11 protein-coding genes are annotated in these 12,657 nt (G+C 57.8%); 7 read left to right on the top strand and 4 right to left on the bottom strand.

All coding sequences use genetic code 11. The features are described 5' to 3' along the window. Positions 1-250: 250 nt before the first annotated feature. Positions 251-1,177: an Lrp/AsnC family transcriptional regulator gene (locus U5A82_RS03160; RefSeq protein WP_326288561.1), complete on the bottom strand. Its 927-nt coding sequence runs from the start codon at positions 1,175-1,177 to the stop codon at positions 251-253. Between the two features lie 151 nt (positions 1,178-1,328). Here U5A82_RS03160 and U5A82_RS03155 point away from each other — a divergent pair, with 151 nt between their 5' ends. Both U5A82_RS03155 and U5A82_RS03150 read left to right on the top strand, forming a co-directional pair. Beyond that, positions 1,329-3,101 carry an N-acyl-D-amino-acid deacylase family protein gene (locus U5A82_RS03155; protein ID WP_326288559.1) on the top strand — a complete coding sequence of 591 codons (1,773 nt, stop codon included), beginning with the start codon at positions 1,329-1,331 and terminating at the stop codon, positions 3,099-3,101. A 591-nt stretch (positions 3,102-3,692) separates the two neighbouring features. Next, positions 3,693-4,319, top strand: coding sequence for a TetR/AcrR family transcriptional regulator (locus U5A82_RS03150; RefSeq protein ID WP_326288558.1), 627 nt, complete (start codon positions 3,693-3,695; stop codon positions 4,317-4,319). Between the two features lie 178 nt (positions 4,320-4,497). Here the strand turns inward: U5A82_RS03150 and U5A82_RS21680 are convergent, their stop codons facing one another. Further along, the gene (locus tag U5A82_RS21680) at positions 4,498-4,701 is read right to left on the bottom strand and encodes an FAD-linked oxidase C-terminal domain-containing protein (protein ID WP_442802136.1); all 204 of its coding nucleotides are present in this window, start codon (positions 4,699-4,701) and stop codon (positions 4,498-4,500) included. A gap of 13 nt (positions 4,702-4,714) precedes the next feature. Between U5A82_RS21680 and tnpA the strand changes: the two genes are divergently transcribed. From tnpA to tnpC, 3 genes are all read left to right on the top strand, one after another. Continuing rightward, positions 4,715-5,176 carry an IS66-like element accessory protein TnpA gene (gene tnpA, locus U5A82_RS03145; RefSeq protein ID WP_326288525.1) on the top strand — a complete coding sequence of 154 codons (462 nt, stop codon included), beginning with the start codon at positions 4,715-4,717 and terminating at the stop codon, positions 5,174-5,176. Then, positions 5,173-5,526 (top strand): IS66 family insertion sequence element accessory protein TnpB, encoded by a 354-nt coding sequence (tnpB, locus tag U5A82_RS03140; RefSeq protein WP_278391367.1) that lies wholly within the window; start codon positions 5,173-5,175, stop codon positions 5,524-5,526. The genes tnpA and tnpB overlap by 4 nt, the downstream gene beginning before the upstream one ends. A 154-nt stretch (positions 5,527-5,680) precedes the next feature. Continuing rightward, complete coding sequence (gene tnpC, locus U5A82_RS03135) at positions 5,681-7,207, top strand: IS66 family transposase (RefSeq protein WP_326288792.1); 1,527 nt, start codon at positions 5,681-5,683, stop codon at positions 7,205-7,207. 4 nt (positions 7,208-7,211) lie between these two features. Here the strand turns inward: tnpC and U5A82_RS03130 are convergent, their stop codons facing one another. Further along, complete coding sequence (locus U5A82_RS03130; RefSeq protein WP_326288556.1) at positions 7,212-8,576, bottom strand: FAD-binding oxidoreductase; 1,365 nt, start codon at positions 8,574-8,576, stop codon at positions 7,212-7,214. 499 nt (positions 8,577-9,075) lie between these two features. Here U5A82_RS03130 and U5A82_RS03125 point away from each other — a divergent pair, with 499 nt between their 5' ends. After that, positions 9,076-10,455 (top strand): MFS transporter, encoded by a 1,380-nt coding sequence (locus U5A82_RS03125; RefSeq protein WP_326288554.1) that lies wholly within the window; start codon positions 9,076-9,078, stop codon positions 10,453-10,455. A 30-nt stretch (positions 10,456-10,485) separates the two neighbouring features. Here the strand turns inward: U5A82_RS03125 and U5A82_RS03120 are convergent, their stop codons facing one another. Continuing rightward, positions 10,486-11,094, bottom strand: a complete 609-nt coding sequence (locus U5A82_RS03120) for a TetR/AcrR family transcriptional regulator (RefSeq protein ID WP_326288552.1) — start codon at positions 11,092-11,094, stop codon at positions 10,486-10,488. A gap of 136 nt (positions 11,095-11,230) precedes the next feature. Between U5A82_RS03120 and U5A82_RS03115 the strand changes: the two genes are divergently transcribed. Further along, positions 11,231-12,640, top strand: a complete 1,410-nt coding sequence (locus U5A82_RS03115; protein ID WP_326288551.1) for an NtaA/DmoA family FMN-dependent monooxygenase — start codon at positions 11,231-11,233, stop codon at positions 12,638-12,640. The last annotated feature ends 17 nt before the right edge of the window (positions 12,641-12,657 follow it).

The following is a 12,657-nucleotide window of genomic DNA, read 5'->3' as shown; positions in this document are numbered from 1 at the left end:
ATGAGAAGAGGCAGAGTCCGGCAATGGTGCAGGGCCTGCCTCCTTGCAAGACGGTGCCGCCGCTAGCGGGCATATTCACGTTGCGGCAAAGGGCGGACTTCGGCGCGTGTATTAGACCGCAATTCGCCTCAGAATGCTGGTTCGTGCTGGAATGCCGACAGACTTGGGCTGGAACAGGATATGGCAGATCGAATGGCTTCGCGTCCGATCGAGAGGAGGGTGGTTACGCCGCCTCCGCGCAGATATCCTTTCAAGCTTCCCCTATTTGCGTAGGATGTTTCACCACATCAAGAACCTCCCTTATCGATATGGCATGGACACCTTCAATTCTCTCGATGGATTGCCGAGCAATGCTATATAGTTCTTCACGAGATGAGGTCAGGAAATAGGCAAAAATAGTATGCCTGCCCAGCGTAAGGCCTGAATAGAAGCAGCCCGGCAGCATGCCGATTTTCCTGGCGACAGCGCTGGCGCTCGCTGGGTCGGCATCGATCCCGATATAGGCGCTCGAAAGGTTGCGCGCGATGCGTTTATGGATTTGAAGCCTGTATTGCAGCATGTCGGCTGAGAGCATCTTTTGTAAACGTAAGCGAGCGGTCGCTTCGGGAATATCGAGGCGCCGGGCAATTTCCCGGTTGCTCATGCGGCCGTCTTGACGCAGCAACTTGATAACATCCCGGTCAAGACTGTCGAGTTTCTGCGGCCTGCGCGTTCGGGTGGCCGACGGGCGCTCCTGACCAAGCATCGAAACCGTCCGGCCGCTCGCATTGATCTCCACACGCTGGATTCCATCGGCGCAGGTCAGATGATTCTCGATCAGGGAGATTATCTCACCATTGTTTCGCGCCAGCGCTACGACCATCAGGTGCGCTGGCCCGGACACGATATCGACCACCCCGAACCGACGGTTCGCCGCCAGTGCGCGTGCAACGGTGTCGATCTGACCCGCGACGACCGTAACGTCCATATGGGCCACAATGTCAAAGCCAAGGGGAATGGCGCTGCGTTGGCCGATAACGCGGATGTCGCCAGTATCGGTCAATCTACGAATCCGGTTGCCCACCATCGCTTCTGAGAGGCCAACAGCCGTTGCAATCGCACGATGGGAGGCACGCGGGCTGTGCCGCAGCATCTCGACAATCTTGAGGTCGGTTATCTTCAACTGGTAGCCAATCATATAGAATGCGCAAAAACGAGATATAATGGAAATGTCAAAGATTTGCGCAGAAAACTACGCTTTTTATGCACCACTATTGCGTATCGGCTCAATTTAAGTGTAATTTGATATCCATCAAGCAAAAGCTCGAGCCTTAGGTGGAGGAACGTAAATGTATGACCTGGTAATTCGCGGCGCCCGCATCATCGATGGCACCAACAAGCCCGCATTCGAAGCAAATCTGGCCGTGAAGAACGGACGTATCGCCTATGTCGGCACAGATGATGTCGATGGCGAGCAGGTGATCGAGGCGCGCGGACGTTATCTGACACCGGGCTTTGTTGACACCCACACACATTATGACGCGCAGGTCACCTGGGATCCCTGGTTGCGCCCACATTCCATGCATGGCGTCACGAGCTATGTCTGTGGGAATTGCGGCTTTGGGCTTTCGCCTGTGAGCAAGGACTCACTCAAATATCTCGTGCCGATGCTCGCGAAGGTGGAAGGTATCCCCTATAAATCTCTCGTCCAGGGCGCGCGGATAAATTGGGAAAGCACGGCTGAAATGTTCGAGCAGCTGACCGGGAACGTCGGCGTCAACGTAGGCTTCATGGTCGGGCACTCTACCTTGAGGGTCAACGCTATGCGCGAGCGCGCGCAAGACAGCGAGTCCACCCGCGCGGATATCGACGCCATGAAGGCCCAGTTACGCCAATCGCTCGACGAAGGCGCGCTCGGCTTCTCGTCCAGCCATATTGAAACCCATGTCGACCATGACGGCGAAGAGGTGCCCTCGCTCCATAGCCCGCATGAGGAGCTCCTTGAACTCATGTCCGTCGTCAAGGACTATGAAGGGACCATGACTGGTTATGTCTTGACGGGCATGAAGCCGGATGCGCAACAGATGCGAAGGATGGCGGAAGTCAGCCTTGCGAGCGGTCGGCCCTATGCATGGCCGCTCCTGATACCAGGTTTGCACGCGCCCGATATGATGGACGCGAAGATGGCGTGTACGGACGTCGCGCGTGAGATGGGGGCTGAACTGCGGGTGCAGGCACCCTCCTGCCCCGTCGGTGTCTACATCAACTTCAAGAATGGGCTTGGCTTTGATATGTTTCCCGGCGTCTGGAAGGACGTTTACCGCAAGGATCATGCCGGGCGCGTCGCTGCGTTTGCGGATCCCGTCATGCGCCAGCAGCTTGAAGAAGATGCGAAGAAATTGCCCGAAGGGGCCAACGGACAATATCGTGCGAAATTCGACAATTATCTCGTTCAGGGCGTCAAGGCTGCGGAGAATGAGAAATATGTCGGCCGCATGATGGGCGAGATCGGCAAAGAAGAGGGGCGAACCGCGTTTCAGGCGATTATGGACATGATCGTCAAAGATGATCTTCAGACTGTCTTCGTCCCCAACGATCCTGATGCGGACGAGCTGGCTATCTGGAAGGATATCGTGCGATGCATGCGGGATAGTCGCACTATTTGGGGCGGTGATGATGGTGGTGCCCATCTTGACGTGCTCGAGGCCTATTCTCATGGAACCCGCTTCATCCAATATGCGGTGAAAGAACATGGCCTGATGCCGATCGAAGAAGCGGTGCACTACTTCACCCAAAGTCCTGCCCAATTCATGGGGCTTAAGGACCGGGGTGTTATCGCCGTTGGGAAATATGCCGATCTGAACATCATTGATTTCGAGCGAGTTGCCGTCCAGCCGGTCGAATTCCGTTCAGACTTCCCAGCCGATGGCGAACGTCTTTACACCGGCGCCGAGGGGTTCGACTACGTCATAGTCAATGGCGTGCCGATCATCGCAGAAGGCAATTATACCTGGGCCAAGCCGGGTAAGATTCTCAAGGCTCGCGAAGATACGTATACGGTGGATATGGCCAAAGGGGCGGCGATCACAGAATCCCAGCCCATGCTTGAAGCTGCCGAATGAGTATCAGGCAATTTTGATAGCTTCACGGGAAATTGCGTCCTGACGGACGCAATTTCCCTTATCTTGTAACGCCGTTGCAAGGCGTTTGTCGTCTCGCGCTTTTTCGGGCGCGCGTCAGCGATCACTTGCGTCCGGCGCTAAACGTCTGTGGCCCCTGCCTCGGCGCGCGATCTGGCCCATCGCTTTCCTGCGCTGCTCTGCCTCAATGATCGCAGCTGAGCCTTGACGGCGCGATCAGGCAGCGGCCTTTCAATGTCTTGCTGTTACTTATTTTTCTGCCCAGAACTGCAGGCTGTGACAATGTCGAAAGACACTATGTTACGGATTCACACGCGACGCTTTGGAAAAACAAATATCATCGGGCCTGCAAGCGCCGCTTCTCATACCCACCCCTGAAGCAAACCCATCGCTGCTGCTGGCGCAACGGGGATTTCTCGTGGCCTTTCTGCCATGAGCCAGGCTTGCAGCACCTTATCATCGGTTGCGCGCTACATGAAAACATTGCCATTGAGCCACGTTTGGGCAAAAGCTGCGCGTTTGGCGGGCCTGGGAGGCGCGCGGAACAGGTGAATAGCAAGTGGGAGGTAAGTGGTGGCGGTCAAGCCGTTAAAGCGCAGGACACAGGAGGAACGCCGCCAGGAGTCTCAAGCCCGCATATTGGAGGCCGCTAAGGAGTTGCTAGTAGAACGCGGCTATGATCGGTTTTCACTACAACATGTCGGTCAGGCCGCCGGCTGCAGTTATGAACTGATCAATCATTATTTCGGCAACAAGGACGGCCTTCTTCAAGCCTTGGCCAAAAACATTCTGGCGACATTTTCCGGGAACATGTCTGATATCCAGAACATCGATAACGGGTTCGACGATCTTTCGGCTAAAATTCGATATATCGCGCAAGTGCCAGATAGAGATTATTTTTCATTCAGCGCCTTTATGCGGCTTGCTGCAGAAGCGCCCTATCATGCCAAGGTGAAAGTTCTAATCGTAAAGCGAAAGAAGGAAACGCTCAATATCCTCTCCAATTCGATAGAAAGAGGAATGCAGCTTGGCCACATCAAAGATGGCGTGGATGTCGATAAAACGGCACGAATAATATATGAATTTCTGCGAGGTTATGTTTACGTTCGCTTGCTTGAGCCAGGGCGTGGTCGCAAGGAGAAATTGCCTTCCACTATCGATGGATTTCTAGATTTGCTGAAATTATCTATAAAGTGCTGAGCTATAGATATCTCAGTTGGCGGGCAGCGGCGGTCCCGATTAAATCTCGCTGTCCTGGCGGCTGGCAAGATGGCCCGTCGCCTGAAGCGTGTCCCGCGCGCGTAACATATGGCAGGCGTCCCGCGCCCGGGGCCAGGCCCTGCATGGCAAGGCCAGATGGCACGGCGTCATAAGCACATTAGGGAAGGGGCTGTGGGCCTGCAAAGATTTTGCCAGGATTGAATATAGCCCCAGGATCGAGCGTTTGCTTGATCATCGCCATGATGGCTACGGCATGAGCGCCTCGTTCGGCTATCAGGCTTTCCTGCTTGCCGATCCGTAAGCGGTAAAAATCCCCCACATTTTCATGATTTGGCGATTTGGTAATTAGTGCGCCTTGCATTTGCGAGGTTGCGATGAGTGGTGATTTCGAAACGGGTTTCGAAACTGAAAGGGCTGAGAGGGTAGGCAAGGCCGAGCGTCTTGATGTCATTCCCTTGTCGAATGGCAACCGTGGATGGACTCCGGCGGCGAAGGCGCGGATCATTGAGGAGAGCTTCAAGCAGGGAGCGAATGTGTCTGAGGTGGCGCGGCGTCATGGCATGCTCCCGCAACAGCTTTATAACTGGCGAGGGCGTTTCCGAGAGCGGGCCGAGGGGATGGCCTTTGTTCCCGCGGTGATCGAAGACCCGGCTGCACCTCCCGTACCGCCGCCATCTTCCGGGCCACCGGCGCCCTCAGTGTCATCGTTGCCCGCGAGCCTGAGGAGTGGCGGTGAGATCGTCATCGAGACCCGCGGGCTGTCGATCCGCATCCCGTCGCACGTCGATGCCGACCATATCGAGCGGGTGCTCCTGGCCGCGCGGGTGACCACGTGATCATCCCGCCCGGGCCGTTGAAGGTGCTGGTTGCAACCCAGCCCGTGGACTTCAGGAAGGGCATGGTAGGCCTCGCCTCACTGGTGCAGCAGGAACTGCGGCTCGACCCATTCTCAGGCATGCTTTTTGTCTTCCGGGCACGCCGGGCAGACAGGATAAAACTCCTGCTATGGGATGGCACCGGGCTCGTACTCGTGACGAAGCGGTTGCAGGATGGGAAGTTCCGCTGGCCCCGACCGGGAGACGGCGTGATGAAGCTGTCGGCGGCCCAGGCTTCGGCGTTGTTCGAGGGGCTGGACTGGTCGCGCATGCATGTGCCGCGCGTGCCAAAACCACTTCATGCACAGTAGATCGCACGCCTGATTCTGTCTGGCGCAGGGGTGTTCCCAGCCGTGCGAAACCGGCTAGAATACGGGCGTGGCGGCGCATCCTGAACCCCCTCTCGAGACCAGCCCGGAGGCTGGATATGACGAGCTTCCCGATAATGTGGAGCAGCTCAAGGCGATGGTGCTGGCCGAGCGCGCTCGCGCGGCGCGGCTTGAACATATCCTCAAGCTGATCAACCGCTCGACCTTCGGCAAGCGTTCGGAAAAGCTCCCGGTCGATCAACTGGCATTGACGCTGGAAGACCAGGGCGTCGCCCTTGGCGAAGCCGATGGCTTGCAGGACAAGACCGCCGAGGAGGCCGAACGTTATGGCCTCAGGCCGCGTCGTCGACGGGCTCCGGATGCCGAGCGCGCATCACTGCCAGCGCATCTGCCGCGCTTCGAGACAGTGATCGAGCCCGAAAGCCTGGAATGTGCCTGTGGCGGGGCGCTACACAAGATCGGTGAGGACCGGTCCGAAAGGCTCGACATCATCCCGGCCCAGCATCGTGTGATGGTGACGATCCGACCCCGCTATGCCTGCCGCTGCTGTAGCGACGGCGTTCGCCAGGCGTTGGCACCGGCACATGTCGTGCCGGGCGGCTTGCCGACCGAAGCGCTGATCGCCGATGTTCTGATCAACAAATATTGCGACCACTTGCCGCTTTACCGTCAGTCGAAGATCTTCGCCCGGCAAGGCATCGAGATCAGCCGCGCCACTCTGGCGAACTGGGTTGGTCGCGGCATCGCTGCGCTGATGCCGATCACCGACAGGATGCGCGCCGATGCGCTTGCCCGTGCCCGTCTGTTCGTCGACGAAACTACGGTCAAGGTGCTGGCACCGGGAACGGGCAAGACGAAAACCGGCTACATGTGGGTCATAGTGTGCGACGATCGCGCTCATGGCGGCGTCGATCCGCCTCTGGCGCTCTATACCTATATGCCGGGACGCGGAAAAATGTGGGCCAGGCAGTTGCTAGGGTCATACCAGGGCATCCTACAGGTCGATGCCTGGCAGGCTTATGACCAGTTCGGCAAGGATGATAGCGCCGACGCCGGCGTCACGAAGTCCTTTTGTTGGGCTCACCTGCGACGCGGCTTCGTCGATGCAGGCAGCGATGCCCCGGTCGCGCAGGACGCCTTGCAGCGCATTGCCGAAATCTATCGCATCGAGAAGGAAATCCGGGGGCGCGCGGCCGAGGAACGCCTTGCCGTCAGGCAGGAGCGAACCCGTCCACTGGTCGACAAGCTCCATGCCTGGTTCGCCGCCACCGCACCGCGCATGATGGCTGGATCGGCAACGAGCGATGCGATGAAATATGCGCTCAAGCGCTGGGCGGGCTTTACCCGGTTCCTCGACGACGGCAGGATCGAGATCGACAACAACGCCGCCGAACGGGCCGTCAGGCCGGTGACTCTCCAAAGAAAAAATGCACTCTTCACCGGCCACCAACTCGGCGCCGAAAACTGGGCAGCGATCTCCTCGCTGGTCGAAACCTGCAAGATGCTGGACGTCAATCCCTACGCCTATCTCTGCGATGTCCTGGCCCGGATCATCACCCGCGCAGACACCGATCCCATCGACGATCTGTTGCCGTACAACTGGCTCGATGCCAACGCCGCCCAAGCTTCGTTCGAACTAAGCAGCATCGCAAGCGCCGCCTGATCACTCAGATGACAGCACCGCTCCCAAGGCCACGTGGGGGATTTTTACCGCTTACGCCGATCCCGATACCGTGTTCGCCGGTGCATGTGCCACCCACCGCCAGTGCCCGTTCGACCATATGCGCATTGACGATCGAGGCTTTGTGCCGATCTTCCGGGCATTCTGGATTAAGAACGAACAGAACGTGAAAATTGCCATCGCCCACATGGCCCACGATTGTCGCAAGAAGACCTTGTTGTTCAATCTCCTCGCGCGCTTCCAGCACGCTTTCGGCAAGGCTGGCTATGGGCACGCATACATCGGTCGACCAGATAAGAGCGTTAGGGCGTAGAGACTTAGCCGCGAAATAGGCATTATGCCGGGCTTTCCACAGACGGGTGCGATCTTCAGCCTGTGATGCAATCTCAAGGGCGCTGCCCCCATTTGCTTGTGCAATCTCGGCAAAGATAGCCGATTGTTCTGACACGGCATGTTCGCTGCCGTGAAACTCGAGGAACAAGGTGGGTTTGGCCGGGAGACCAAGTCCGGAATAGCTGTTGCAAGCTATGATCTGCGCATCGTCGAGAAGTTCGATCCGCGCGAGGGGAATACCGATCTGGATAGCGGTGATGACCGTGCGGACGGCGCCATGAAGATCGTCAAAATGGCAGGTTCCAGCGATGATCGTTTCGGCAATGCCCGACAGCTTGAGTGTGAGCTCGGTCACGATGCCAAGCGTTCCTTCTGACCCCACAAAAAGGGCGGTCAAATCATATCCTGCCGCCGTTTTGGCTGCCTTGGTTCCGGTTTCGATCACATTCCCGTCAGCCAGGACGACCTGTAGCGAAAGGGTATTATCGCGCATTGTCCCGTAGCGAATGGCGTTTGTTCCAGATGCCCGGGTTGATGCCATGCCCCCAAGCGTGGCGTTTGCGCCCGGATCGATTGGGAAAAATAGTCCTTTGTCCCGCAGCGCAAGATTGAGCTGTTCTCGCGTGACCCCTGCGCCTACCCGGCATCGCAAATTATCGGCGTCTATCTCTATGATGTGATCGAGCTTTGACATGTCGAGGGATATGCCGCCCTGAACAGCGGACAAATGTCCTTCAAGAGAGGTGCCGGCGCCATAGGGAATGATCGGGATCTGATGCGTGCGGCAAATAGCCACAGCGTCGACAACATCGTCGAGCGTCGATACGCTCAGTACTGCGTCGGGAATCTGGTGCCTATGATGGCCTTCCAACCCTGCATGCTGTTCACAGATAGCGCTGGACGTTTGGAATCCCGAGCCAAACCGCGCCGCCATAGCGTTCGAGGCAGCCACAAAATCAGGGGTTGCGATAGGGTTCTTGGATTTCATTGCCATTTGCTCCAAAAGGAAATAGTCCAAGAACTCGCGTCTTGAGCAAGCGCAACCACTTGGCTGGTCTGGCATGGCGCCGGCCCGGACCATATACTACAGACAACTGGGTTACTGGCGGGCAACGCTTAGGCACTATCAATTCGCATCGGTTTGGCTCTTGACGATATGGCGCGCCGGCGGACCCATCCCCGATTTGCAAAGAAGTCATTTGCAATTAGCCTGGGGACACACCCCCTCTATGCGTCTTGTTTGAGGGGCGTCAACTCCACTTTTCCCAAGCGGCAACGATTTTATCTCCATATGGCTGCTCATTTCGCGATACGCATCCTCTACCGTGAAAGCTTGCCCGTCCGGTGCGTCTGAGTGAGTAAAATCTCAATTTCACTTGCTATAACAGATATTTACTGCCTGACTCAACTGGCGCTCTTGGGCGGCTTGCCAGCCCCCTGGGTTCGCCTCGTGCAAATGTTACTTGATGATCGTCAATCTTATATGCAAAAGGCTGCCGCTCCTGAGGAGTCGCGAGATGGTTGAAGAAGCGGAGACGGCAATATCTCATGAGCGGCTGCGAGGGGGGAGCCATGCATCATTGCATGCAACCGGACTTGAAGCCTTTCGGACCTCCGCCGCTTGGTATGCCCTCGCCATTTTGTGCATTGTCGCGTTCCTCTCGCAGCTTGATCGTCACATAACCTCGATCATCGTTGCACCGCTGAAAAAGGAATTCGCGATCAGCGACACGCTGTTTGGGTTTCTCCACGGCTACGGATTTGCGATTACATATGCGATTTTCGGTATTCCCTTCGGATGGCTGGTCGATCGTAAAAGTCGTCGCAATATCATCCTTCTGGGGTTGCTGGGCTGGAGTCTTCTGACATCCCTTTCTGCTTTTGCCGAGAGCTATGCCCAGTTGCTTATCCTAAGAACCGGTGTCGGCATTGGGGAGGCGGTTCTTGCCCCGGCGGCTTACTCTTTGATCATTGATTTTTTTGAACCGCGCCAGCGTGGCCGCGCAACGAGCCTTTACTATGTCGCCATGTCGATAGGCGGAGGGGGCTCGGTATTGTTGGGAGGCCTTTTGCTGCAGGTCATTCCATCGGCCGGTCTGAGCCTTGGCGGTGTCGGTTTCGCGCCCTGGAGGCTTTTATTCCTGTTCGCAGGCCTTCCCGGGCTTTTGGCCTGCCTTCTCATGCTGACTGTCAGGGAACCTCGGCGCCGCGGCGTTGGGTCAGGTGAGGTCGCGTCGATCACAGACTTTCTCGACTATGTCTGGAAGCATAAAGCGCTTCTTATCCGGATTTCAGCGGCAGGCACATTGGCAGCGACTGTGGCCTTTGGAACCGCAGCGTGGGTCCCCACCTTGCTGGAGCGTCGCTTTGGCCTTGCGCCATCCTATATGGCAGGCGCGATCGGACTTGTGATGATTGCAGGTTCCATCATAGGAACATCCATAAGTGGCGCGATCTCGGACCATTTGACTGGCCTTAAGCGACCCGATGCGCGCACCCGGCCCATGCTCTTCGGCTTTGCCGCAATGTTGCCCGCATCGGTCTTCGCCTTGGTCTATGCGCCATGGCTGGTTATCTTGCTCTTCGGCGCTATCGTCTTTGGCGTCGCCCTTGTGCAGAGCGCGACACCTCTGGCCCTCCAGGAGGCCGTACCTGCCAACATGCGCGGTCAGATCATCGCTCTGCAATATGTGATCCTTGCTCTGTGTGGGATTGGCCTTGGTCCAACGATCGTCGGCCTGATCACGGATTATGTCTTTAAATCGAGCGACATGCTGTCCTGGTCCCTGGTGAGCCTGGCTCTGCCGCTTTCGTTGATCGGCTTTGCGATAGGTGCCTTTGGTCTGAACACGCAAAGCTATCGGGCTATCGAGGCGAGGCAGCGGCAGCATGTCTGACGCTGCTGAGACGGCATGTGGCGCTAAAGCTTATCGGTCATCGCGACTAGGTGTCTCGTGCGCATCCAAAATCCAGCCAGATCGGAAAACACTGTGAAGGGCAGCGCGCGTAGCGTCGTGCGCGGTCGCTCTGCCGCACGCCCAGGCCACCGCCAATGCTCCAAGAAATATGTCTTGCCCGGACAGGTTCGGACGGGCGAGACCCGCGCGTTGCGCCGACCGCAAAAGCCGGTCTGTAGTCTCGACCAGAGCCTGGCATGTGGTTTTAAGCGGTGATCTATTGGCTGACCAGGCAGATCGCAATGGCTCGGACAGGCCATCATAGGCCAGCATCCAATCGCCAAGGGCATCGATCCACCGTTCCAATATGCGCGCGGCGTCGCTTTCTTCTGCTTCGATCGCTGCTCTCTCTTGCTCCAGCCGATCATGATGAGGCGCGAGCAGCGCGACGAGCAGGGCATCCTTGTTCGCAAAATGACGGTACAACGTTCCTGATCCCACTCCGGCCATCCGGGCAATCGAATCCATCGACAGATCCACGCTGTTTTCAGCAAAGGCGCGGCCGGCAATCTCCAGAATATGCGCGCGATTTTGCCGGGCATCTACACGTGCTGGACGGACGCTCGACACAGACACCACAACAAGCCCTCTTGATAAACGGGGAGCCTCCCCGTATTTGGACGGGGCGGCTAACGGACCTGGCTAAACTAGTCAGGCATCGTCGAACAGACAAGAACGCTCCTGCAGGACGCGAGGGTTTAACATGACAGAAAAAATGCTCATCGGCATGGTCTTTGGAAATGGCTACGGTTCGCAGCCGGGCGCTTGGCGCATGCCAGGCGTCGATCCCAAGGGCTTCACGAATTTTGATAATCTCGTACGATACGCCCAGATCGCCGAGCGGGGAAAATTCCAGTTTCTCTTCATGCCGGACTTCCCGGCGCTCAAGTCGGATATCGGAACCGAAGCGCAGAGGCTCAATATCGAGCCGATGATGACGCTTGCCGCGGTCGCTCGCGGCACCGAGCGGATCGGCATGGTCGCAACCGGCTCGACGACCTTTAACGAGCCTTTCAATCTGGCCAGGCAGTTCAAGGCGCTTGACCTTATGAGCCATGGCAGAGCCGGCTGGAATGCCGTCCCAACGAGCGACCCCGCAGTAGCTGCCAACTATGGCCGCCCGGTGCCACCACGCGAAGAGAAATATGCGCGGCTGCACGAGTTCGTCCAGGTCGTGCAAGGCCTGTGGGGCAGTTGGGGCCGTGACGCCTGGGTTCACGATCAGGCGTCCGGATGCTTCACCAACCCAGCCGAGATCCGTCAGGTCAATTTGCGTGGACGGCACGTCGCGACGACCGGGCCGCTCGCGCTTCCGCCTTCCGAGCAGGGACAGCCGGTGATTTTCCAGGCGGGCGGCAGTGACAAGGGACTGGACGTTGCGGGTCGCTACGCGAGCGGCGTCATAGGGTCGGTTTTCACGATCGAGGACGCCCGTAACCAGCGCGCAGCTTTGCGGGCGGCTGCTGAGCGAGCCGGTCGCCACCCCGACGAGATCAAATTCTTTGCAGGCGTGATGACCACGATCGCGCCCAGCCGCCGGGAGGGCCTGGATCGCAGGATTGCGATGACCGGACATACTTTTGAGGAACGAGCTGGATATCTCGGCCAAATCCTAGGCCTGGCGCTGTCAGCCGCTCAAATGGACGAGCCGATCCCGTCGGCCATGTTGGCCAAGGCCCAACCCTCGGCGTTCGACCCTCGTGCGGCGCACGCGCTCAAGATTGCACGGGAAGGCTGGAGCCTGCGCGACGTTCTTGCCCATGGGGTTGTCGATTATCATCCCATGGTCGTAGGACCGCCGGTCGACGTTGCCGATCATATGCAAGAATGGTTCGAGGCAGGCGCCGCCGATGGATTCTGGTTATGTCCCGACGTGTACGAGGATGGACTGCCGCCACTGGCCGATGAAGTGGTGCCGATCCTGCAGGAGCGTGGCCTCTTCCATACCGACTATGAAGGAGCAACCCTTCGCGAACATCTCGGCGCGCCCCCCAATATGGGTTTGACCCGCGGCTTTAGCGGGAGAGATGGGGATGGAGAAGTGCAATGGCTTGGTCGTGCCGATGCTTGGTTTGAGGCGGTCCATCATGGTCTACCCGACCTTCTCTGGCGCCCGACCGGATAGCCGCGCTGGTCGTCGGC

It is taken from the genome of Sphingobium sp. CR2-8 (assembly GCF_035818615.1).
Classification (GTDB): Bacteria; Pseudomonadota; Alphaproteobacteria; order Sphingomonadales; family Sphingomonadaceae; genus Sphingobium.
This window is presented reverse-complemented; position numbering and strand designations above follow the sequence as displayed.

Excerpts from the sequence above, each read along its gene's own strand:
- U5A82_RS03160 (WP_326288561.1), bottom strand. The coding sequence starts at position 1,177 with ATGATTGGCTACCAGTTGAAGATAACCGACCTCAAGATTGTCGAGATG.
- U5A82_RS03155 (WP_326288559.1), top strand. The coding sequence starts at position 1,329 with ATGTATGACCTGGTAATTCGCGGCGCCCGCATCATCGATGGCACCAAC.
- U5A82_RS21680 (WP_442802136.1), bottom strand. The coding sequence starts at position 4,701 with ATGCAAGGCGCACTAATTACCAAATCGCCAAATCATGAAAATGTGGGG.
- tnpA (WP_326288525.1), top strand. The coding sequence starts at position 4,715 with ATGAGTGGTGATTTCGAAACGGGTTTCGAAACTGAAAGGGCTGAGAGG.
- tnpC (WP_326288792.1), top strand. The coding sequence starts at position 5,681 with ATGGTGCTGGCCGAGCGCGCTCGCGCGGCGCGGCTTGAACATATCCTC.
- U5A82_RS03125 (WP_326288554.1), top strand. The coding sequence starts at position 9,076 with ATGGTTGAAGAAGCGGAGACGGCAATATCTCATGAGCGGCTGCGAGGG.
- U5A82_RS03115 (WP_326288551.1), top strand. The coding sequence starts at position 11,231 with ATGCTCATCGGCATGGTCTTTGGAAATGGCTACGGTTCGCAGCCGGGC.